A 20,052-nucleotide genomic window follows, 5' to 3' on the forward strand; every position below is an offset into this window, starting at 1 on the left:
GGGTCAGTCGGCGGGGGTGGGCGGGTTGGTGGGGGTGGCGGGGGTGGCGGGGGTGCGGCGGCGGTGGCTGGTGTCGCACCAGGGGTAGGCGTGGCTGCGGCGGCAGGCGCAGAGGGCGACCAGGAAGCGGTCGGAGCGCACGGTACGGCCGTTCTCCAGCACCACTTCGACCGGGCCCTCGATCAGGATCGGGCCGTCGGGGACCACGGTGACCCGGGTCGGTCTCCCCTGGCGGCTGGGCGTGGGGTCGGTGGGTGGCGTGGGGTCGGTGGACGGGTCAGGGGCGGCAGGGTCGGTCGGCACGGATGACCACCAGTTCCTCGTGTCGCTGTCCGGCGCCGATCACGCCGTGGCGCTCCAGTGCGGCCGCCCGCGCCCGCATCACCGGGCCGAACGGCTCCGGCCCACGGTCGACGACGGCCGCCTTGAGACCGGCGGCGCGGAGGGCGGCCAGGGTGGTGTGCACCCCGCAGAGCTCGGAGTGCACCAGGAGCAGCAGTCCGCCGGGCGCCAGCAGGCGGGGTGCCTCGGCGCAGACCCGGTCCAGCAGGGCGCGGCCGTCGGCCCCCGCGTCCCAGGCCCGGGCCCTGCTGTGCGGGGCTGGCCCGGACGCCCCCGCCCGGATCACATACGGTGGGTTGGCCAGTACCGCGTCGAAGGTCTCACCCGCGACGGGTTCGGCGAGGTCGCCGAGCAGCACCCGCAGCGGTACCCGGTGCACGGCCGCATTGAGCCTGGCCGTCAGGACCGCGCGGCGCGAGACGTCGACCGCCGTGGCGTTCGCCCCGGCGCGGGCCGCCGCGAGCGCCAGGGCGCCGGTGCCGGTGCAGAGGTCCAGCACCCGGGCACCGTACGGGAGGCCCGCCCGGCGCAGGGCCCGGGCCAGCATGCGTGTGTCTCCCTGGGGTCGGTAGACGCCCGGGGGCCTCAGCAGCAACACGGGTCACGCCTACCTCGGAAGTCGCCGGGCAAACCGGAGGCTCAGGGAGCTGCGGCCGGGTTTGCCCGCGCACACGCTGGAAACCCGGCGCAGTAGGGGGATGCGTACGGAAGGGCGAAGGAGGCTGACCATGGCCGGATCCCAGGTGTACGAACCGATCACCGACCGGCGGGCGACCATCCGCAGAGCCGATGGGGCCTCGGTGGGCGAGTTGGTCGGCGACCTCGGCCGGGACATGTCGCTGCTGATCCACCAGGAGATCGCGCTGGCCCGGATGGAGGTCAAGGAAGAGGCGGCCAAGGCCGGCAAGGGGGCGGGCATGCTCGGCGGCGCCGGGTACGCCGGACACCTGCTGGTGCTCTTCGGCAGCCTCGCCGGTGTCTTCGGCCTGGCCCACGTCATGGACCTTGCCTGGGCCGCCCTGGTGGTCACGGGCGTGTGGGCGGTGATCGCCGGAGTGCTGTTCCTGAACGGGCGGCGGAAGTTGCGCGCCGTACACCCCAAGCCGCAGCAGACCGTGGAGACGCTGAAGGAGGATGCGCAGTGGGCACGACACCCGAGGAGCTGAGGATCGAGATCGAGGACACCCGCCGCCACCTCACGCAGACGGTGGACCGGATCGCCGACAAGGTGTCGCCCGGGCGGGCGGCGCATCGCCGGGCCGAGGATGCCAGGCACCGGCTGGACGGGGTCCGGGGTTCGGTGACGGGGTCGGCGCAGGGTGCGGCGCATCGGGTGCGGGGGGCTGTGCGGCTGCCGCATCGGGGTGCGGGGGCGCCGAGCATGGACGGGTACACGGGGGCGAGTGGGGCGAGTGGGGCGAGCGGCGCGAGTGCGGTGGGTACCGGGTACCGGGTCGGCTCGGGGCGGCATCTGCGGGGCCGGGCTCCGCTGGCGGCCGGGGTGCTGGCCGTCTGCACGGGGGCGGCGGCCGGGGCGGTGGTGCTGCGGTCCCGGAGGGCTGGCGCCGCCTCGGTGTGCGGGGCTCGGCGGCGCCGCTGAGGGGTGGTGGGGGTTGTGTGGGCTGGTGCGGGTGTCGGCCGGTCCGGGGTGGGGGGTCCCGGACGTCCGGTGCTCGCCGGTGTCCCCCTACGCTCGTTCCTCGCTCCGGGGAAAACCGGCTGCATCCTCCTGAGTGCCCGGGACCCCCCACCCCTCCCCGTCCGCCACCCTCCGCCCGGAGGGGGGAAGGTCTTGTCCGTGCATGGCTGATGTGAGTGGGGCAGCGAAGCCTCCGGGCCAGGCCCCCCATGGGGCAAATCCTCCGGGCGTACGCCTCCCTGCCCATGGGGGCGAAGCCCCCCACCCACACGCCCCCCAGGGGCAAGCGGACCGGCCCCTCCCCACCACCGCCCGGAGGGTGCGAGGTTGCCGGGCCGAGTGCCTCACCCGCCCTCGCAGGGAAAGCAGGCCGCCGAAGCCTTCGAACCAGGCCCCCCGTGGAGGCGCAGCCCCCACCCGCACACCCCCGCAGCCCTCCTCACGCGGTCAGATGCCCCACTGCCACCCGCCCCCGCAGGGGAAGCCCCCGGCATCCTGCTCTTCCACCACCCGGCCGACCCGGACACCCGCCCCCGCAGGCGAAACCCCCCACCCCGAACGCCCCTCGCGCGGCCAAGTACCTCACCCACACCCGCCCCCGCAGGCGAAACCCCCGGCCGAACGCCCCGCAGCGCCTTCTCGCGCGGTCAAGTGCCCCACTCCCACCCGCCCCCGCAGGGGAAGCCTCCCGGCCGAACGCCGCTGCGGGGCCTGTCGTGGGGCTTTCGGGTGAAGAGGGGGGCGGCTTGGGCTGGATCCGGGTAGGCGGGGCTGGTGGCAGTGCGACATGTGCTTGTGAGGCGGCCGCCTGAGGCGGTCTGGGCCGTGCTCAGTGACGGCAGCCGGTATGCGGAGTGGGTCGTCGGCACCGCGGAGACGCGGGAGGCCGATCCTGGCTGGCCCCGGGTGGGGTCGCAGATCCAGTACAGCGTGCGGCTGGGGCTGTGCACGCTGCACAACCGCACGGTGGTGCGGGTCTGCGAGCCGCCCGGGCGGCTGGAGTTGGAGGCGCTGGCCGGGCCGTTGGGGACGGCGCGGATCGCGATCCAGGTGGAGCCGTGGGGGGAGGGCGAGACCCTGGTCGTGGTGGACGAGCATCCGCTGCGCGGGCCGGGGTCGCGGATGCATGTCGCCCCGGTGGAGCTGCTGATCCAGGTGCGGCATCGGAAGATGCTGGCCAGGCTGGCCCGGGTGGTGGAGCAGGACGGCTGACGCCGGTCAGGGTCGGGGGCCGGAGAGCAGCCGCTGGGCGGCGGCCAGGCCGGGGGCGAGCAGTCGGCGGTGGCCGCGCAGGGCGGCGCGGGCGGCGTTGGCGCCGCAGGCGCCGTGGACGCCGCCGCCGGGGTGGGCGGAGGCCGAGGCCAGGTAGAGGCCGGTGATGGGGGTCTCGGGGCGGCCGGTGCCGGGGACCGGGCGGAAGACCAGCTGCTGGTGGACGGCGGTGGTGCCGCCGTTGATGGCGCCGCCGACCAGGTTGGCGTCGCGGGCCTCGAAGTCCTGCGGTGCCAGGATGCGCCGGGCCCGGATCAGGTCCCGGAAGCCGGGGGCGGAGCGCTCCACCATGGCCTCCACGCGGTCGGCGAAGGCGGCCTTCTCGCGTTGGTCCCAGGAGCCGGTGAGGCCGTCGCCGCCGGCGTCGCCGCGCACCCGGCGGGGGATGTGGGTGTACGCCCAGGCGGACTCGGTACCGGACGGGGAGCGGGTGGGGTCGGCGGTGGTCATCTGGCCGAGCAGGCAGAAGGGGTGTTCGGGGACCCGGCCGGTGGCGATCCGCGCGGTGAACTCGGTCATCTCGTCCAGGTCGGCCGCCAGGTGGACGGTGCCGGCGGAGCCGGCTCGGGGGTTGGTCCAGGGGATCGGCCCATCCAGCGCCCAGTCGACCTTGAAGGTGGAGAAGTCCCACTGGAAGCGGGCGATGTCGTCGCGCAGCCGGTCCGGCAGCAGCTCCCCGGGGACCAGGCCGCCGTAGAGCACGGGGGCGGGCACATCGGCCAGCACCGCGCGGCCCGCCGGGACCTCCTCGCCGTCGGCGGTCCGTACGGCGACCGCCCGGCCGCCGCGCAGGACGATGCGGCGGGCCTCGGTGGAGCACCGTACGACGCCGCCTCGGGACTCCAGGCGGCGTACCAGGGCGGCGGTCAGCTCCTGGGAGCCGCCCTCGGGGACGGGGAAGCCCAGGCTCTGCCCGAGCATGGCCATCAGCCAGCCGAAGACGGAGCTGCCCGCCGCCTCCGGGGCGAGGTCGGCGTGCAGGGCGCAGCCGGTGAGCAGCAGCGGGCCGCCCTGGCCGGTGAACTCCTCCTCGCCGAGTCGGCGGACCGGCAGCACCATGAAGCGCAGCAGCCGCAGCCCCCCGGCGGCGCGGACCTTCGCGGCGAGCGCCAGCCCGGCGCGGACGGGTGGGAAGGGGGTGAAGAGCGACTGGAGCAGCTGCGGGCCCACGTCGTGCCAGAGGTCGTACAGCCGCAGCCAGGCGGCGCCGTCGCCGGGGGCCAGTTCGTCCAGGGAGGCGGCGGTGGCGACGGGGTCGCGGTGCAGCACCGGGCAGCGGCCGTCGGGCATCGGGTGGGCCAGTACGGCGGGGGCGTGCGACCAGCGCAGGCCGTGGCGCTCCAGTTGGAGGGCGTGGATCGCCGGGGAGGCGGCGGCCAGCGGGTAGAAGGAGCTGAAGACGTCGTTGACGAAGTCGGGGTGGACGCCCCGGTCGCTGCGTACGGCGCCGCCGGGCTCGGGCTGGGCCTCCAGCACTTCGACGGTCCAGCCGGCGTCGGCGAGCACATTGGCGGCCACCAGGCCGTTGGGCCCGGCTCCGATGACCACGGCGTCGGCCATGGGTCCTCCTCTGTCGGCGCCCCGGCGGGCATGCAGGGCTCCGTACCCGCATAGGCCGAGGACACACCGGGCACAGCAGGGCCCGTGGGGTCCGTCACGGAGCGTGTCGAAAGCGTGGGCGGGGAGCGGCAGTGGGCGCGGGGGCCGGGATGGCCGGCGGGGGGCTGCCGGACGGCTGCGACCAGCAGGATCATCGGTTCGCAGACCTGGTGGCAACACGCTGGCGGGGTGTCACCGGAATCGCCTACAACGCCTTCGGTTGCCGTTCAATCACTACACAACGTGTCCGGAAGGGGCCATCCTGGTGACCGGATCGCACCGACCCTCAGACAGGGGAACGCCCGCATGCCTCACCATCCCTCCCTTCCGGCCCCTGCTCCCCCGACCCGTACCCGGCGCGGGCTGCTCCGTGGCTTCCTGACGCCGGGGGGCCCGCCCGCGCATCCCCGCCTGGTGCCGCTGCTCCCCCACTTCCAGCGGTTGCCCGCGCTGCCCCAGTCGGTGGGCCGGGCCCGGCGCATCGTGCACGAGGTGCTCGGCGACGCCGAGGAGGCCGACACAGCCGCCCTGCTCACCAGCGAACTCGTCACCAATGCGGTCACCCATGGGCCGTCCGGCGAGGACCTGCGCATCGAACTCACCATCTGGCGTGCCGACGCCCACTGGTGGGTCGCCGTCGCCGACTCGGGCGAACTCATGCCCGCGCCCCGCACCCCGCCCGCCGACAGCGAGGGCGGCCGGGGCCTGCTGCTGGTGACCACCCTGGCCACGACCTGGGGCATCCTCCCCCGGCCCACGCGCGGCAAGGCCGTCTACTTCGCCCTTCCGGTACCGGGCAGCTGAGGCGGGCGGTCAGCCGCCGTGGGCGACGGCCTGCCGGTAGAGGGCGCCGATGTCCTTGCCGAAGTAGGAGCTGTAGGAGACCTCGTCGGTGTCGCCGCCCTGCTGGTGGCCGCCGATCACGCCGATCACCGTGCCGATGTGGGTGGTGCGGTCGACGCCGGTGACCCAGGGGCTGCCGCTGGTGCCCCGGCTGTACTCGGTGCACTCGATGCGCAGCTGGGTGGTGCCGACCCGGGTGGCGGTGTTGAAGCAGGAGAGGGGCTCGTCCTGGGAGTCGGGGTAGCCGGTGAGCCTGACCTTGCGGCCGTTGCCCGGGTTCAGGCCCAGCTTGTTGCCGCTGACGACATCCCCGATCCGCTTGCCACCCTGCGGCGCGACGATGGCGAAGGCCACATCGAGGTCCTCGTCGGAGTTGTCCGACCAGCGCTTGTCCACAAAGCTCGCGGTGAGCCGCCAGACACCGTACGGCGCCTTGCCGTCCCGGTAGCCGGGGACGAAGGTGACGTCGTCCGTGGAGTCGTCGAGGCAGTGGGCGGCGGTGACGATCAGGCTCCGCCCGGGGCTGTCGACCACGCTGGCGGTGCAGAAGTGGCCGTCTTCGAGTGGGCCGTGGAAGAGGGCTCCCACCCGGGAGGACTCCGGGGTGGGGTGGGAGATGTGCGCCCGGCCCGGGTGCCTGCCCCCGTGGTCGCGGGCCAGCACGGCGCTGGTGGGGCCGGCACCGGCCGCCAGCAGCAGCCAGGACAGCACCACCACGGCGGCGGGCGAGAGCGGCCACCACCGCCGACGCCGCCCGCCGACGCGGACCGACAATCGCGAGAACCTCATGCTCCTACTGTGCCGCACCGCGCGCGGAACGACAGGGGTCACACGCGTCCCGCGCCGTCACACTGCTCCGCCCGGCGCTGCTCCAGGCGCTCCCGCTGGGGGAGCACCGTGTACTTGGGGTCCCGGGCCGACCGCAGGCCCGCCTCGAAGACGCCGAAGCGGGTGCAGGCCGAGGCGGCGAGCAGGGCCACGCCGCTCGCGGCGGAGGCGGCCCGGCTGCGTCGGCCCAGCAGGGCCCCGGCCACACCGGCGGCGGAGAGTAGTTCGGAGGCGCGCATCAGCCGCCCGGCGGCGCCCTGCCGATAGGTCTCGGCGACCATGCCGAGGCGGCGTTCCATGGCCTTGACGGCGGCGGTCTCCAGTGCCGCGCCGAGCAGCGCGGCGCTGCGTGCGGGGCCGCCCTCCGCCACCGGCGCTGTGACCAAGGCCATTCCGGCGGCGGCGGTCGCGGCGGAGCCGACGAAGACGAACGGCAGCTCCCGGTGGCCGCCGTGCCAGGCGGGTACGGCGGTGTCGGCGGCCAGCACGGCGGTGTACGCGGCGACGGCCGGGCCGAGCAGGGCGGCTCCGGCGGTGGCGGCGCGGCCGAGGCGCGGCAGCCGCCCGGCGGTGTCGAGTACGGCGGCGGCGCCGGCCGCCGGGCCGTAGGCGGCCAGCAGCCAGGAGCCCATGCTCATGGGTGAGGTCGGTTTGAAGACCCGCAGCATGTTGGCGAACCGCCCGGGGCGGCCGAGGTCGTGGACCAGGGCGGCGGCCGAGCCGCTGACGGCGGCCAGCGAGGAGAGCTTCAGCGCCCGTGCCGTGGCCGGGCGGCCGGTGGCCTGGGCGCCGGCGGCCAGTACCGACCCGGCGCCGGCCAGGCCACCGAGGAAGAAGTACCCGGCGATGTCCAGCGGCGCCCAGGACGGCGGTTTGAGGACCGGCCTGCCGTAGTACGAGGTGAACTCGGCCTGCGGCACCATCGGCTGCTCGGCGCGGCGGCCCCGGGTGCGGCCCCGGGTGCGGCTGAGGCCCGCCCCGACCTGGGCCTCGCGGCCGGGGCGCTCGCCTCGGAGGCCCTGCTTGGTGACGTCGGAGGTGCTCATCGGCGGGTCCTTCCGGGTCGGCCGTGGGCGGCGAAGACGGCGGCGAGGCCGCCGAGCAGGGTGGCGGCGGCGATCCCGGCCTGCCGCCACATGGCGGGCAGGTCGCGGGTGGTGACCACCGGGTCCGGCGGCAGTCCGTACACCTCGGGCTCGTCCAGCAGCAGGAAGAAGGCGCCGTCGCCGCCGACGCCGTCCTCCGGGTCGTGGCCGTAGAGCCGGGCGTCGGTGACGCCGAGGCCGTGCAGCTGCTCGACCCGGGCGGCGGCGCGCTCGCGCAGCTCGTCCAGCGGGCCGAACTGGATGGACTCGGTGGGGCATGCCTTGGCGCAGGCGGGTTCCTGCCCGGCGCCGAGCCGGTCGTAGCAGAGGGTGCACTTGAAGACGCGGCCGTCGCCGGGCCGCTGCTCGATGACGCCGTACGGGCAGGCGGGTACGCAGTAGCCGCAGCCGTTGCAGATGTCCTGCTGGACGACGACGGTGCCGAACTCGGTCCGGAAGAGCGAGCCGGTGGGGCAGACGTCCAGGCAGGCCGCGTGGGTGCAGTGCTTGCAGACGTCGGAGGACATCAGCCAGCGCAGCTCGGTGCGGCCGTCGGCGGAGGGCGGGCCGGGGGTGGTGGGGGTGATCGCGGCCTGGTCGACGGGGGTGGCGGAGCCCCGGGCGGCCAGGGCGAGGACGTCCACGCCGCTGTGGTCGACATCGGCCTCGGCGAGGCCGAGCGGCTTGCTCTGCTCGATGAAGGCGACATGGCGCCAGGTGGAGGCGCCGAGGGCCTGGGAGTTGTCGAAGGACATCCCGGTGAGTTCCAGGCCGTCCTCGGGGATCGCGTTCCACTCCTTGCAGGCCACCTCGCACGCCTTGCAGCCGATGCAGACGGAGGTGTCGGTGAAGAACCCGACCCGGGCCGGGTGGTCGGTGTGGCCGGCGTCGCCCGCCGGGTCCGGTTCGGGGCCCGCCAGGAGGTTGCGGCCGATCAGCGAGCCGGTCATCCCCGCACCTCCGTGCCGGTGGTGGCGGTGATCCCGGCCCGCTCCCGGTACTCCCGGAGCAGGTCCAGCACCTGCGGCCCGCGTGGGCGGCGGCCAGGGCGGATGTCGGCGGTGAGCGCCTTGTCCTCCTGGATGTGGACATTGGGGTCGAGCGCCATCGCGGTCAGCTCATTGGCTGAGTCGCCGGTGGTGAAGCCGTTGGGCCCCCAGTGGAACGGCAGCCCGATCTGGTGGATGGTGCGGCCCTGCACCCGCAGCGGCGTCATCCGCTCGGTGACCAGCACCCGGGCCTCGATCACGCCGCGTGCGGTGACCAGGGTGGCCCAGCCGGCGTGCTCCAGGCCGCGTTCGGCGGCCAGCTCAGGGGAGACCTCGCAGAAGAACGCGGGTTGCAGCTCAGCCAGGTACGGGGACCAGCGGGTCATGCCGCCGGCGGTGAAGTGCTCGGTGAGCCGGTAGGTGGTCACCACATACGGGAAGACCTCGGCGCCTGGGTCGTCGCCGCTGGGGTGCGGCCGGTTGTGCTCATGGGCGAGCAGCTGCCGTACGGGGCTGCGCTGCTGGCCGCCGTAGAGGGGGTTGCGGACCGGCGAGTCCTGTGGCTCGTAGTGGGTGGGCAGCGGCCCGTCGACCAGCCCGGCGGGTGCGTACAGCCACCCCTTGCCGTCGGCCTGCATGATGAACGGGTCCAGGCCGCCGAGCGCGTCGGTGCCGGTGGCGTCCTCGGGCGGGCGGGCGTCGGGGGCCCGGTCGGGGATGAAGTCGGGGATGTCATGGCCGGTCCAGCGGCGCTGGTCGGCGTCCCACCAGATCAGCGCCTTGCGGTCGCTCCACGGGTTGCCGTCGGGGTCGGCGGAGGCCCGGTTGTAGAGGATGCGGCGGTTGGCGGGCCAGGCCCAGGCCCACTCGGCGGCGATCCAGTCCTGCTCGGTATGCGGTTTTCGGCGGGCGGCCTGGTTGACGCCGTCGGCGTAGACGCCGCAGTAGATCCAGCAGCCGCACGCGGTGGACCCGTCGTCCTTGAGCTCGGTGTACGCACTCAGCGGGCCGCCGCCGACCCGGCAGCCGTTGATCTCGGCGAGCACCGCCTCGGCGCTGGGCTCGGCCAGGGCGCCCTCGGTGGGGTAGTCCCAGGTCAGGTCGAGGACCGGGCGGTCCATCGGGTCGGTGGAGTCCTTCAGCCGCTGCCGGATGCGCCTGCCGAGGTGGTACAGGAACCAGAGGTCGCTGCGGGCGTCGCCGTCCGGTTCCCTGGCCGCGAAGTGCCACTGGAGCATGCGGTTGGTGTTGGTGAAGGAGCCGTCCTTCTCGGTGTGCGCGGCGGCGGGGAAGAAGAAGACCTCGGTGCCGATCTCCTCGGTGCGCAGTTCCCCGGTCTCGATCTCCGGGCCGTCCTTCCACCAGGTGGCTGACTCGATCAGCGAGAAGTCGCGGACCACCAGCCACTCCAGGTTGGCCATGCCGAGCCGCTGCATTCTGGTGTTGGCGGAGCCGACGGCGGGGTTCTCGCCCATCAGGAAGTAGCCCTTGACCTCGCCGCCGAGCTGGCCGAGCACGGTCTCATAGGTGCTGTGGGAGCCGGTGAGGCGCGGCAGGTGGTCGAAGCAGTAGTCGTTCTCGGCAGTGGCGGCCTCGCCCCAGTACGCCTTGAGCAGGCTGACCACATAGGCCCGCATGTTCGCCCAGAAGCCCTTCTCGGCCTTCACGGCGGCGATGAAGGAGTCCAGGTCCTCGTGCTGGTGGGCGTGCGGCATCGGGATGTAGCCGGGCAGCAGGTTGAAGAGGGTCGGGATGTCGCTGGAGCCCTGGATGGAGGCGTGTCCGCGCAGTGCCTGGATGCCGCCGCCGGGGCGGCCGATGTTGCCGAGCAGCAGTTGCAGGATGCAGGCGGTGCGGATGTACTGCGCGCCCACCGTGTGCTGGGTCCAGCCCACGGCGTACACGAACTCGGAGGTGCGGTCCGGGCCGGAGTTCTCCACCAGGGCCCGGCAGACCTCCAGGAAGGTCTCCCGGGGGATGCCGCAGGTCTCCTCCACCATCTCCGGGGTGTAGCGGGCGTAGTGCCGCTTGAGGACCTGGTAGACGCAGCGGGGGTGCTGGAGCGTCTCGTCGCGGCGCAGCCCGCCGGGCACGGCGGGGCCGCCGGAGCCATGGGACTCGGCGCGGCCCGACTCGGCGACGGCGGGTTCCTCGTAGTGCTGGTCGCGTTCGCCGGAGGCCGACTGCACCGGGGTGCCCTCGTACTGCCAGCTCCCGACGTCGTAGTGGCCGGTCTCCTGGTGCAGGCCGGAGAAGACGCCGTCGAGGTCCTCGGTGTCCTGGAAGTCCTCGCTGACCAGGGTGGCGGCGTTGGTGTAGTGGACCACGTACTCCCGGAAGTCCGCGCCGGTGGAGAGCACCTGGTTGATGATGCCGCCGAGGAAGGCGATGTCGGTCCCGGCCCGGATGGGGACGTACAGGTCGGCCAGGGCGCTGGTGCGGGAGAAGCGCGGGTCGACATGGATCACCTTGGCGCCCCGGGCCTTGGCCTCCATCACCCACTGGAAGCCCACCGGGTGCGCCTCGGCGAAGTTGGACCCCTCGATGACGATGCAGTCGGAGTTCTGCATGTCCTGGAGGAAGGTGGTGGCGCCGCCCCGGCCGAAGGAGGTTCCCAGCCCGGCGACGGTGGAGCTGTGGCAGACCCGGGCCTGGTTCTCGATCTGCACGATGCCCAGGGCCGTGAACAGCTTCTTGATGAGGTAGTTCTCCTCGTTGTCCAGGGTGGCGCCGCCCAGGTGGGCGATGCCCATGGTGCGGTTGACCCGCTTGCCCTCGTGCTCCCACTGCCAGGTCTCGCGGCGGGTGCGGATCACCCGGTCCACCACCATGTCCAGGGCGGTGTCCAGGTCGATCCGCTCCCATGCGGTGGCGTACGGGCGCCGGTAGAGCACCTCGTGGCGGCGGGCGTCACCGGTGGTGAGCTGGAGGGTGGCCGAGCCCTTGGGGCAGAGCCGGCCCCGGCTGACCGGTGAGTCGGGGTCGCCCTCGATCTGGACGACCCTGCCGTCCTTGACGTACACGTTCTGGGCGCAGCCGACCGCGCAGTAGGGGCAGATCGACTTCACCACCCGGTCGGCGGTCTCCGTACGGGGCCGCAGCGACCGGGTCGCCTGGGAGGCGGCGGCCGCGCCGCGCCCCAGCGGGTCGCTGCCGCTGAGCTGCCGGTAGACCGGCCACTCCTGGATCCAGGTGCGTACGCCCATGCCGCGTCCCTTTCCGCCGGTCGTGCCGCCGGGGAGGCGGGTGCCCACTCCGCGCGGGTTCACGCCTGCCGTCCGCCGAGGTCAACCGCCGGTCTCCTCGTCCGGCGGCCCCGGTTCGGCGGTGACCGATGCGATCGGCCGCTGGTCCGGGGTGGCGGGCAGCTCCACCCGATCGCCGTAGTACCAGGTGGAGAGCGCGGACCGCAGCCGCCCGCCGCGCCCGGTGGTGTCATGGACCGGGGTGGGGATGTCCCGGGCCAGGGCCACATGGCGGCGCTCGGCGGGCAGTGCGCGCCGGCCCTGGGCGAAGCCGCCCTGGACGCTCTGCCGGACGAAGCCGGTCTCCTCGCCCTCCTCCAGCAGCTCCCGCTCATGCGCCTGGAGGGCCAGGCAGGTCCGCTTGGTGACCCAGAAGGCGGCCACCGGAAGCACAAAGAAGAGCACCCGGAAGAGCAGCGCCAGGGTGTTGACCGAGAGGTGCATGGTGTACGCGATGACGTCCTGGCCGCCCGCCGCCAGCAGCACCGCGTACCAGGCGACGGAGGCAACGCCGAGGCCGGTCCGGACCGGCCGGTTGCGCGGCCGGTCGCAGAGGTGGTGCTCGCGCCGGTCGCCGGTCACCCACCGTTCGAAGAACGGATAGGCGTACAGCACCGCGAAGAGCACCCCGGGCAGCACCACCGCCGGAAGAAAGGGGTTCCAGGCCACGGTGTGCCCCCAGAGCCGGGTCTCGGCCCCCGGCATCAGCCGGATGGCGCCTTCCAGGAAGCCGACGTACCAGTCCGGTTGGGCGTCGGTGGACGCCTGGTCCGGCCGGTAGGGCCCGTACACCCAGATGGGGTTGATCTGCGCCAGCGCCGCCAGCGCGGCGAGCACCCCGAAGACCGTCAGCATCAGCCCGGTGGACTTCGCCGTGAAGTGGGGGAACATCGGCTGGCCCACCGCATTGCGGTTGGTCCTGCCCGGGATCGCCCACTGGGTGTGCTTGAGGTACACCACCAGGATCAGATGCACGGTGATCAGGGCCAGCAGCAGCCCCGGGACCAGCAGGATGTGCGTGGTGTACAGCCGGGGGACGATCGCCTGGCCGGGGAACTGGCCGCCGAAGAGGAACATCTGGAGATAGCTGCCGACCACCGGGATGGACAGCACGATGCCCTCAGCGGTGCGCAGCCCGGTGCCGGAGAGCAGGTCGTCGGGGAGCGAGTACCCGGCGAACCCCTCCAGCAGGGCCAGCAGAAAGAGGGTGACGCCGATCGCCCAGTTGACCTCCCGAGGGCGGCGGAAGGCGCCGGTGAAGAAGATCCGCAGCAGATGCACCCCGATCGCGGAGACAAAGAGCAGCGCCGCCCAGTGGTGGATCTGACGGATCAGCAGGCCGCCGCGCACATCGAAGCTGATGTCCAGGGTGGAGGCGTACGCCTCGGTCATCCGCAGGCCGCGCAGCGGTGCATAGCTGCCCTGGTAGACCAGTTCGGCCATGGCGGGCTTGAAGAAGAACGTGAGGTAGACGCCGGTGAGCAGCAGCAGCACAAAGCTGTAGAGGGCGAGTTCGCCGAGCAGGAACGACCAGTGGTCGGGGAACGCCTTGCGCATCACGGCCCTGCCGCCCTCCATCACGGGCAGCCGGGCGTCCAGGGCGCCCGCGGCCTGCTCGGCGGCACGGCCGGTCCTCCTGCGCATGGGGGACGCCCTCCTCTTCCTCGGCCGACGGGACGGCAGACGCTATGGGTCCCCCGGCGCCCGTCTCCGAAACGCGTCCGCGCGCCAATCGCCCTGAGCCTCAAATACGCCCTTTCGGGCTAATCACCCCTGCGTTTTCGGCGTGCCGCCCCACCAGAGCCCGCAGCATCCTCCGTGTGAGCGAACGGCTTGTCCATCGGATCGGCGCAATCGCGGTGCTGGCCCTGGCCGCGACGGGGCTGTGCGCCGCCGAGGCTGCGGCGACCGAGGTCCCGTGCCCTCCCCCCGTCATCCGCCCCCAGCCCCCGACCCCGCCGAGACCCATCCCACCGACCCCACCGACCCCGCCCAAGCCCCCAAGCCACCCACACTCCCCACCTTCCCCGCCCCACCGCCCCCACCCCGCCACCACCACCCCGCCCCCATCACTCACCCCACCCCGAAACCACCCCCGCCGCCCCCACCAGCTCCCAAACCCACCCCGAAGCCGACCCCCACCCCCACCCACCCCGTGGTGGTCCACCGCGCCGCACCGCCCGCCCAGCCGGCCCGCCGGGGCAACTCCGTGGTCACCACCACCATGGTCGTCACCGTGCCCGCCGTACTGGCCGCCGCCGCCATGCGCACCCGCTCGCGCACCGGCCGCACGGCCGGCCGCCGCTCGTCCTGATCCACCCCCGTCCGCTTCGCCCACGGAGGTACACCCGTGTCCGAATGGCTCGCCCTCACCCTCGCCATGGCAGCGTCCTGCGCGGTGGTCATCTCCGTGGTGACCCTGCGGCAGCGGCGCATCCCCGACGACGACGACCCATCCGAGACGCCCGACGTGATCGAGTACATGACGATGATGATCGGCGTGGTCTACGCCATCGTGCTGGGCCTCGCCATCGCAGGCGTCTGGGAAGGCCGCAGCGACGCCCAGACCGGAGCCCTGCAAGAGGCCCAGGCGCTGCACGAGGTCTCCGCGCGGGTCCAGGTCTACCCGCCGGCGGTCCGCGACCGCACCCGGGCCGACATCGACGCCTATGTCTCCTACGTCGTACACACCGAGTGGCCGTACATGGCCGCGCACGGCGCCCTCACCGACAAGGGCACCGCCCTGCTGGAGCAGGTCCGGCGGGACGTCAGCGACCACGCGCCGACGACCGACCTGGAGGGTCAGGCGTACCAGCCGATCGTGGACCAGGTCGGGTTGGCCGACCAGGCGCGCACCGCACGCGGCCAGAACGCCGGGGCCACCATGCCGCCGATCGTCTGGTTCGGCCTGATCGCGGGAGCGCTGGTCACCGTCGGCCTGATCTTCACCCTCCAGATCCGGCGCTCCGCACGCGAACTCCTGCTGGCCGGGCTCTTCAGCGCGCTGATCGCCTTCCTGCTCTTCCTCATCTGGGACCTCGACGCACCCTTCACCCGTGGCCTGTCCGTCACCGCCGGTCCCTTCCTCGACCTGTTCCCCAACGTCACCGGCTGAGCCCACCGTGCGCGGCCACCTCCCCGGGTGTACAGATGAGATGTGCGTCTGCGGCAACGTCCAGCAGGTCCTGTCCGGTCACGGCAGCGCAGCCGTGCTCTGGCGGCGCTGCCGCTCGTGCTCATCGCCGCAGTGGTCGTGGTGGACCTCCTCACGCCGCCGCAGATCTTTCTGACCCCGCTGCTGGTCGGGGCGCCCGCCGTCGCCGTCTCCTACGCGGGCCCGCGCTTCACCGCGGCGATCGGCGCACTGGCGGTGGCCGCCCAGGTCGTCCTCAGCTTCGCCCACGGCGGCCTCGGCGTCGCCAACAACGAGGCCCAGGTGGGCTCGCTGGTGCTGGTCTCCGCCTGCCTGGTGCTCTACAGCTCCATCCGGGAACGGCATGCCCGGGAGATGGTGCAGGTCCGGTCGGTGTCGGAGGCGGCCCAGCAGGTGGTGCTGCGCCCGCTGCCCAAGCGGAGCGGGCCGCTGCTGCTCTCCTCCCTCTATCTGGCGGCGGAGGCCGAGGCGCGGATCGGCGGCGACCTCTACGCCGCCGCCCGCACCGCCGCCGGGACCCGGCTGCTGGTCGGCGATGTGCGCGGCAAGGGCCTGGACGCGATCAGCGACGCCGCACTGCTGATGGGCGCCTTCCGGGCGGCGGCGCACCGCCACACCGATCTGCCCCAGCTCGCCCACTACCTGGACCGCTGCATCAGCCCGGAGCCCGCCGACGGCGGGCCGGACCCCGACCTGGAGGAGGGGTTCACCACCGCCGTGGTGCTGGACATCCCCGACAACGGCACGCAGACCTGGATGATCGACTGCGGCCACCCACCCCCACTACTGCTACGCGGCCCGGAGGTCATCACCCTGAGCACCCCCCAGCCGGCTCCGCCGCTGGGGCTGGGCGAGCTGGGCGGGGGCAGCTACCTGCCGGGCTCGTTCGACTTTCTGCCGGGGGACATGCTGCTCCTCTATACCGACGGCGTCATCGAGGCCCGCAACACGTCCGGCGACTTCTATCCGCTCACCGAGCGGATCACGGCCTGGGCCGGGCGCCCGCCACATGCACTGCTGGAGTCCCTCCACCGCGATCTGCTGGCCCACGCGGGCGGCCATCTGGGGGACGACGCCGCCATGGTGGCGGTGCAGCGGCTGCCGCAGGCCGCCCCGCCGCGAGGCTGCGATCCGGCCGTTGACAGGGCGGTCCGCCCGGATGAATGCTGAGCAAGCGCTTATTCCTCTCACGACAGGACCGGCCATGCGCCTCTTCCACGGGCTCGACGAACTCGCCGCAGCCAAGGGCGAGCACCTCGGCCACAGCGGCTGGCACACCGTCACCCAGCAGCAGGTCGACCTCTTCGCCGAGGCCACCGGCGACCACCAGTGGATCCATGTGGACCTGGAGCGCGCCGCAGCCGGTCCGTTCGGCGGCACCATCGCCCACGGCTACCTCACCCTCTCCCTGATCCCCCTGCTGACCTCGGAGATCTTCCGGGTGGAGGGCCTGGCCATGGGCGTCAACTACGGCACCGAGAAGGTCCGCTTCCCCTCCCCCGTCCGGGTCGGCTCCCGGATCCGCTCCGGCGCCGAACTGCTCGACCTCCGCGACGCCTCGATCGGCAAGCAGGCCGTCGTACGGCACACCATCGAGATCGAGGACGGCGCCAAGCCCGCCTGTGTGGCCGAGACCGTCTCGCTGCTGGTCCCCTGAGGTGGACCTCCGCCGACGCGTCCGCGACCTGGTGCCAGCTCTTCAGCGAACCGGGCGCCGCCATGAAACTGGCCTTCGCCCGCCTCTGGAAGTCGAACTCCTCGCCGAGGACGGCCTCTCCTACGGCCTCGGCCGCGACGCCGCCCCCGCCCTCGACCGGGCCCTGCTCACCGGCGCCGGACTGCTCGCCTCCGAACAGCTGGGCATCGCCGACTGGTGCCTGACCACCACGGTGTCCGACCCCAAGGAGCGCCACCAGTTCGGCCGCCCGGTCGGCTCGTTCCAGGCCGTCAAACACCGGCTGGCCAACCTCTGGCTGGAGGTGGCCGGCGCCAGAGCAGCGGCCCGCAACGCCGCCGAGGAGTGCATCCAACTGCACGGCGGCCTCGGCATGACCTGGGAACATCCGGCCCACCTCTACCTCAAGCGAGCCAAGGCCGACCAGATCGCCCTGGGCACCCCCGGCCACCACCGCGCCACCCTCGCCAACCTCCCCGCCCCCTGAAACCAGAGCTGGCGGACAGATAGCAGTGGGGCCACAAACCGGAGAATGGCGGACGGGTAAGAGCCAGGGCACCCACCCCGAACGCCTCACCGACCCACCCACCCCAGCCACCCACAGACCTTCCCCCCACCGGGCGGAGGGTGGCGGACGGGTAGGGGTGGGGGGTCCCGGGCACTCAGGAGGATCCCGCAGGTGGGCCGAAGCGAGGAACGAGCGCAGGAACACCGCGAAGACCGGACGCCCGGGACCCCCACCCCGGACCGGCCGACACCCGCACCAGCCCAACAACCCCAACCACCCACGCAGCACCCCGACCCGCCGAACCCCACCTCCCCGTCAACCCCGACAAAGCAACCGGCTGCGCCGAGGCAGAGGGGGAGACTTCTCTGGGGAGACCCGCCGAACCCCACCTCCCCGTCAACCCCGACAAAGCAACCGGCTGCGCCGAAGCAGAGGGGGAGACTCCTCTGGGGAGACCCGCCGAACCCCACCTCCCCGTCAACCCCGACAAAGCAACCGGCTGCGCCGAGGCAGAGGGGGAGACTTCTCCGGGGAGACCCGCCGAACCCCCCGGCCAGCCCTCGCCGGACCGCCCCACTGCGGCCAAGCTGGACGGTACGACGACCCGAGGGGCAGACCGGCGGATGCACCAGATCACCGACTGGCTGAACGACCTAAGCGGCACGCCCGCCTACGGCGCCGTCGCCCTGCTGGTCTTCTGCGAGGTCGCCGTCCCCTTCGGCTTTCTGCTGCCCGGCGAGACCTCCGTCATCCTCGGCGGTGTACTGGCCCACCGGGCACACACCTCCCTCGCCATCGTGGCCGCCGTAGCGGTGGCAGCCGCCATCGCGGGCGACTCCACCGGCTACCTGATCGGACGGCTGACCGGCACCAGACTGCGCGCCGACCGCCCCGCCGACCGCCTACGCCGAGCCGAGGAACTGATGGACCGCCGAGGCCCCGCCGCCGTGTTCTTCGGCCGCTTCCTCCCGTTCGTCCGCTCGGCGATACCCCTGCTGGCCGGCGCCGGCCGGATGCCGTACCCACGGTTCCTGCTCTTCGACGCCCTCGCCGCCCTCCTCTGGGGCACCGGCTCCGCCCTGACCGGCTACGCCGTCGGCGCCGCCTGGAACCGGTTCGTCCACGCCCTCGGCGGCTCCCTCCTCGTCCTGGCCGCAGCCGCAGCGGTCACCGTCCTCACCATCCACCTCCGCCGCCGCCACCACCGCCGCACCCCACCCCCACCACCCACACCACCCCCACAACACCCACCACCCACACAACACCCCCGCACTGACCCCCCTCACCCCCGATACGCCTCCAGCAGCCGCAACCAGACCTCGCTGATGGTCGGGAACGAGGGAACCGCGTGCCAGAGCCGTTCGACCGGCACCTCCCCAGCGACGGCGACCGTGGCCGAGTGCAGCAGTTCGCCGACCCCCGCCCCCACGAAGGTGACGCCCAGCAGCACTCCCCGGGCCTCGTCCACGACCATGCGGGCCCGTCCCCGGAAGCCGTCGGCGTAGAGGCTCGCCCCGGCGACCTGGCCGAGGTCGTAGTCGACCACCCGCACCCGGCGCCCTGCCCGCTCGGCCTCCGCAGCAGAGAGCCCCACCGCAGCGGCCTCCGGATCGGTGAAGATGACCTGTGGAACGGCCACGGCATCGGCGGTCGCCGCATGGGCGCCCCAGGGCCCGGTCTCCACCGGCCGTCCCGCCGCCCTCGCACCGATCGCCGCACCGGCGATCCGCGCCTGGTACTTGCCCTGGTGGGTGAGGAGTGCGCGGTGGTTGACATCGCCCACCGCATAGAGCCAGTCACCGTCCACGTCCCGGACCAGGCAGCTGTCGTCGACGTCCAGCCAGGAGCCGGGGGCCAGCCCGACCGTCTCCAGGCCGAGGTCGTCGGTGCGCGGGGCGCGGCCGGTGGCAAAGAGCACCTCGTCGGCCTCCAGCTCCTCCTCTCCGCTGCCGCTGCCGCTGCCGCCGCCGCCGCTGCCGCCGCTGCCGGCCAGCACAAGGGTGACCGGCCCGCTGCCGCCGGGGCGCCGCAGCTCGGTGACGGAGACCCCGGTGCGCACCTCCACCCCGGCCTCCACCAGCCCCTGCATGACCAGTTCTCCCGCGAACGGCTCCATCCGGGGCAGCAGGCCGGACCCCCGGACCAGCAGCGTGACCGAGGCGCCGAGGGCCTGCCAGGCGGTCGCCATCTCGGCACCGACCACGCCGCCGCCGACCACGGCCAGCCGCCCCGGCACGGTGGGCGACGCGGTGGCCTCGCGGCTGGTCCAGGGCCGGGCCTCGGCGATACCGGGCAGGTCGGGGACGACGGCCCGGCTACCGGTGCTGATGACCACCGCGTGGCGGGCCGAGAGGTCCAGCCGCCCGTTGTCGGCGGTGTCCACCGCGACCCGCCGTGGGCCGGACAGGCGGCCGTGGCCGCGCACCAGGTCGGCGCCGATGGCCTTGAGCCAGTCGACCTGGCCGTCGTCGTTCCAGTGCGAGGTGAAGTCGTCGCGGCGGGTCAGCGCGGCGGCCGCGTCCAGGCGGCCGGTGACGGCCTGGCGGGACCCTGCGACCCGGCGGGCGTCGGCGAGGGCGGCGACCGGGCGGAGCAGCGCCTTACTGGGGATGCAGGCCCAGTAGGAGCATTCGCCGCCGACCAGTTCGCTCTCCACGACGGCCACGGTCAGCCCGGCCGCCCGGGCCCGCTCGGCGGCGTTCTCACCCACCGGTCCGGCGCCGATCACCACCACGTCATAGGTGTCACGAGTCTCAGCAGATCCGCCCATGGCGGACTCCCCTCTCCAGGCGGCGGGGCCATCGACTACCTCGACCCCCCGCAATCCCTTCCCCACACCAACCCCAACCCCAACACCAGCCCGAACACCCCAC

At 73.4% G+C, this 20,052-nt stretch carries 17 protein-coding genes and 2 pseudogenes; 10 read left to right on the plus strand and 9 right to left on the minus strand.

What is annotated here, in order from left to right; translation table 11 throughout:
• Nucleotides 1–3 precede the first annotated feature (3 nt).
• Together C7M71_RS07810 and C7M71_RS07815 are read right to left on the minus strand one after the other, a co-directional pair.
• Nucleotides 4–303 (minus strand): CDGSH iron-sulfur domain-containing protein, encoded by a 300-nt coding sequence (locus C7M71_RS07810; RefSeq protein ID WP_114914249.1) that lies wholly within the window; start codon nt 301–303, stop codon nt 4–6.
• Nucleotides 278–940: a HemK2/MTQ2 family protein methyltransferase gene (locus tag C7M71_RS07815; protein WP_111495205.1), complete on the minus strand. Its 663-nt coding sequence runs from the start codon at nt 938–940 to the stop codon at nt 278–280. Before C7M71_RS07815 ends, C7M71_RS07810 begins: the two co-directional genes overlap by 26 nt.
• A 130-nt stretch (nt 941–1,070) precedes the next feature.
• Here C7M71_RS07815 and C7M71_RS07820 point away from each other — a divergent pair, with 130 nt between their 5' ends.
• The 3 genes from C7M71_RS07820 to C7M71_RS07830 all read left to right on the plus strand — a co-directional run bounded on the left by C7M71_RS07820 (nt 1,071) and on the right by C7M71_RS07830 (nt 3,193).
• Nucleotides 1,071–1,508, plus strand: coding sequence for a phage holin family protein (locus C7M71_RS07820; protein WP_111495207.1), 438 nt, complete (start codon nt 1,071–1,073; stop codon nt 1,506–1,508).
• The gene (locus C7M71_RS07825) at nt 1,484–1,942 is read left to right on the plus strand and encodes a DUF3618 domain-containing protein (RefSeq protein ID WP_111495209.1); all 459 of its coding nucleotides are present in this window, start codon (nt 1,484–1,486) and stop codon (nt 1,940–1,942) included. Before C7M71_RS07820 ends, C7M71_RS07825 begins: the two co-directional genes overlap by 25 nt.
• An 864-nt stretch (nt 1,943–2,806) precedes the next feature.
• The gene (locus C7M71_RS07830; protein WP_407675875.1) at nt 2,807–3,193 is read left to right on the plus strand and encodes an SRPBCC family protein; all 387 of its coding nucleotides are present in this window, start codon (nt 2,807–2,809) and stop codon (nt 3,191–3,193) included.
• Between the two features lie 6 nt (nt 3,194–3,199).
• On the opposite strand, the gene C7M71_RS07835 is transcribed toward C7M71_RS07830, so the two are convergent.
• Nucleotides 3,200–4,813: a phytoene desaturase family protein gene (locus C7M71_RS07835; RefSeq protein WP_114914250.1), complete on the minus strand. Its 1,614-nt coding sequence runs from the start codon at nt 4,811–4,813 to the stop codon at nt 3,200–3,202.
• 453 nt (nt 4,814–5,266) lie between these two features.
• On the opposite strand from C7M71_RS07835, the gene C7M71_RS07840 reads away from it, so the two are divergent.
• The gene (locus C7M71_RS07840; protein ID WP_229758605.1) at nt 5,267–5,656 is read left to right on the plus strand and encodes an ATP-binding protein; all 390 of its coding nucleotides are present in this window, start codon (nt 5,267–5,269) and stop codon (nt 5,654–5,656) included.
• A 9-nt stretch (nt 5,657–5,665) separates the two neighbouring features.
• On the opposite strand, the gene C7M71_RS07845 is transcribed toward C7M71_RS07840, so the two are convergent.
• The 5 genes from C7M71_RS07845 to qcrB all read right to left on the minus strand — a co-directional run bounded on the left by C7M71_RS07845 (nt 5,666) and on the right by qcrB (nt 13,486).
• Nucleotides 5,666–6,484, minus strand: a complete 819-nt coding sequence (locus tag C7M71_RS07845) for a trypsin-like serine peptidase (RefSeq protein ID WP_229758606.1) — start codon at nt 6,482–6,484, stop codon at nt 5,666–5,668.
• Between the two features lie 38 nt (nt 6,485–6,522).
• A complete protein-coding gene (gene nrfD, locus C7M71_RS07850; RefSeq protein WP_114914251.1) occupies nt 6,523–7,569 on the minus strand; it encodes an NrfD/PsrC family molybdoenzyme membrane anchor subunit in 1,047 nt (348 codons plus the stop codon).
• Nucleotides 7,566–8,558 (minus strand): 4Fe-4S dicluster domain-containing protein, encoded by a 993-nt coding sequence (locus tag C7M71_RS07855; protein WP_111494131.1) that lies wholly within the window; start codon nt 8,556–8,558, stop codon nt 7,566–7,568. The genes nrfD and C7M71_RS07855 overlap by 4 nt, the downstream gene beginning before the upstream one ends.
• The gene (gene fdh / locus C7M71_RS07860) at nt 8,555–11,803 is read right to left on the minus strand and encodes a formate dehydrogenase (RefSeq protein ID WP_111494135.1); all 3,249 of its coding nucleotides are present in this window, start codon (nt 11,801–11,803) and stop codon (nt 8,555–8,557) included. Before fdh ends, C7M71_RS07855 begins: the two co-directional genes overlap by 4 nt.
• Nucleotides 11,804–11,884: 81 nt before the next feature.
• Nucleotides 11,885–13,486 (minus strand): cytochrome bc1 complex cytochrome b subunit, encoded by a 1,602-nt coding sequence (gene qcrB / locus C7M71_RS07865; RefSeq protein ID WP_111494133.1) that lies wholly within the window; start codon nt 13,484–13,486, stop codon nt 11,885–11,887.
• Nucleotides 13,487–13,760: 274 nt separating this feature from the next.
• On the opposite strand from qcrB, the gene C7M71_RS30545 reads away from it, so the two are divergent.
• The 6 genes and pseudogenes from C7M71_RS30545 to C7M71_RS07895 all read left to right on the plus strand — a co-directional run.
• Entirely contained in the window at nt 13,761–14,156 is a 396-nt protein-coding gene (locus C7M71_RS30545; RefSeq protein ID WP_162824180.1) for a hypothetical protein, read from the plus strand.
• A 36-nt stretch (nt 14,157–14,192) separates the two neighbouring features.
• Nucleotides 14,193–14,957, plus strand: coding sequence for a bestrophin-like domain (locus tag C7M71_RS07870; protein WP_111495126.1), 765 nt, complete (start codon nt 14,193–14,195; stop codon nt 14,955–14,957).
• A 108-nt stretch (nt 14,958–15,065) separates the two neighbouring features.
• Nucleotides 15,066–16,166 carry a PP2C family protein-serine/threonine phosphatase gene (locus C7M71_RS07875; protein WP_407675976.1) on the plus strand — a complete coding sequence of 367 codons (1,101 nt, stop codon included), beginning with the start codon at nt 15,066–15,068 and terminating at the stop codon, nt 16,164–16,166.
• Nucleotides 16,167–16,200: 34 nt separating this feature from the next.
• The gene (locus C7M71_RS07880; RefSeq protein ID WP_111495124.1) at nt 16,201–16,653 is read left to right on the plus strand and encodes a MaoC family dehydratase; all 453 of its coding nucleotides are present in this window, start codon (nt 16,201–16,203) and stop codon (nt 16,651–16,653) included.
• A 76-nt stretch (nt 16,654–16,729) separates the two neighbouring features.
• Nucleotides 16,730–17,158: pseudogene (locus tag C7M71_RS07890) on the plus strand (acyl-CoA dehydrogenase family protein); the annotation flags it as partial.
• A gap of 644 nt (nt 17,159–17,802) precedes the next feature.
• Nucleotides 17,803–18,258, plus strand: a pseudogene (locus tag C7M71_RS07895) (DedA family protein); the annotation flags it as partial.
• A 203-nt stretch (nt 18,259–18,461) separates the two neighbouring features.
• On the opposite strand, the gene C7M71_RS07900 reads toward C7M71_RS07895, so the two are convergent.
• Nucleotides 18,462–19,949 carry a dihydrolipoyl dehydrogenase family protein gene (locus C7M71_RS07900; RefSeq protein ID WP_175607654.1) on the minus strand — a complete coding sequence of 496 codons (1,488 nt, stop codon included), beginning with the start codon at nt 19,947–19,949 and terminating at the stop codon, nt 18,462–18,464.
• Between the last annotated feature and the right edge of the window lie 103 nt (nt 19,950–20,052).

The organism is Peterkaempfera bronchialis (genome assembly GCF_003258605.2).
In the GTDB taxonomy this organism is placed as follows: Bacteria; Actinomycetota; Actinomycetes; order Streptomycetales; family Streptomycetaceae; genus Peterkaempfera; species Peterkaempfera bronchialis.

Bases quoted from the DNA above. Each gene is read 5' to 3' on its own strand.
- C7M71_RS07900 (WP_175607654.1), bottom strand. From the start codon at position 19,949: ATGGGCGGATCTGCTGAGACTCGTGACACCTATGACGTGGTGGTGATC.
- C7M71_RS07880 (WP_111495124.1), top strand. From the start codon at position 16,201: ATGCGCCTCTTCCACGGGCTCGACGAACTCGCCGCAGCCAAGGGCGAG.
- qcrB (WP_111494133.1), bottom strand. From the start codon at position 13,486: ATGCGCAGGAGGACCGGCCGTGCCGCCGAGCAGGCCGCGGGCGCCCTG.
- C7M71_RS07855 (WP_111494131.1), bottom strand. From the start codon at position 8,558: ATGACCGGCTCGCTGATCGGCCGCAACCTCCTGGCGGGCCCCGAACCG.
- C7M71_RS07820 (WP_111495207.1), top strand. From the start codon at position 1,071: ATGGCCGGATCCCAGGTGTACGAACCGATCACCGACCGGCGGGCGACC.
- fdh (WP_111494135.1), bottom strand. From the start codon at position 11,803: ATGGGCGTACGCACCTGGATCCAGGAGTGGCCGGTCTACCGGCAGCTC.
- C7M71_RS07835 (WP_114914250.1), bottom strand. From the start codon at position 4,813: ATGGCCGACGCCGTGGTCATCGGAGCCGGGCCCAACGGCCTGGTGGCC.
- C7M71_RS07845 (WP_229758606.1), bottom strand. From the start codon at position 6,484: ATGAGGTTCTCGCGATTGTCGGTCCGCGTCGGCGGGCGGCGTCGGCGG.
- nrfD (WP_114914251.1), bottom strand. From the start codon at position 7,569: ATGAGCACCTCCGACGTCACCAAGCAGGGCCTCCGAGGCGAGCGCCCC.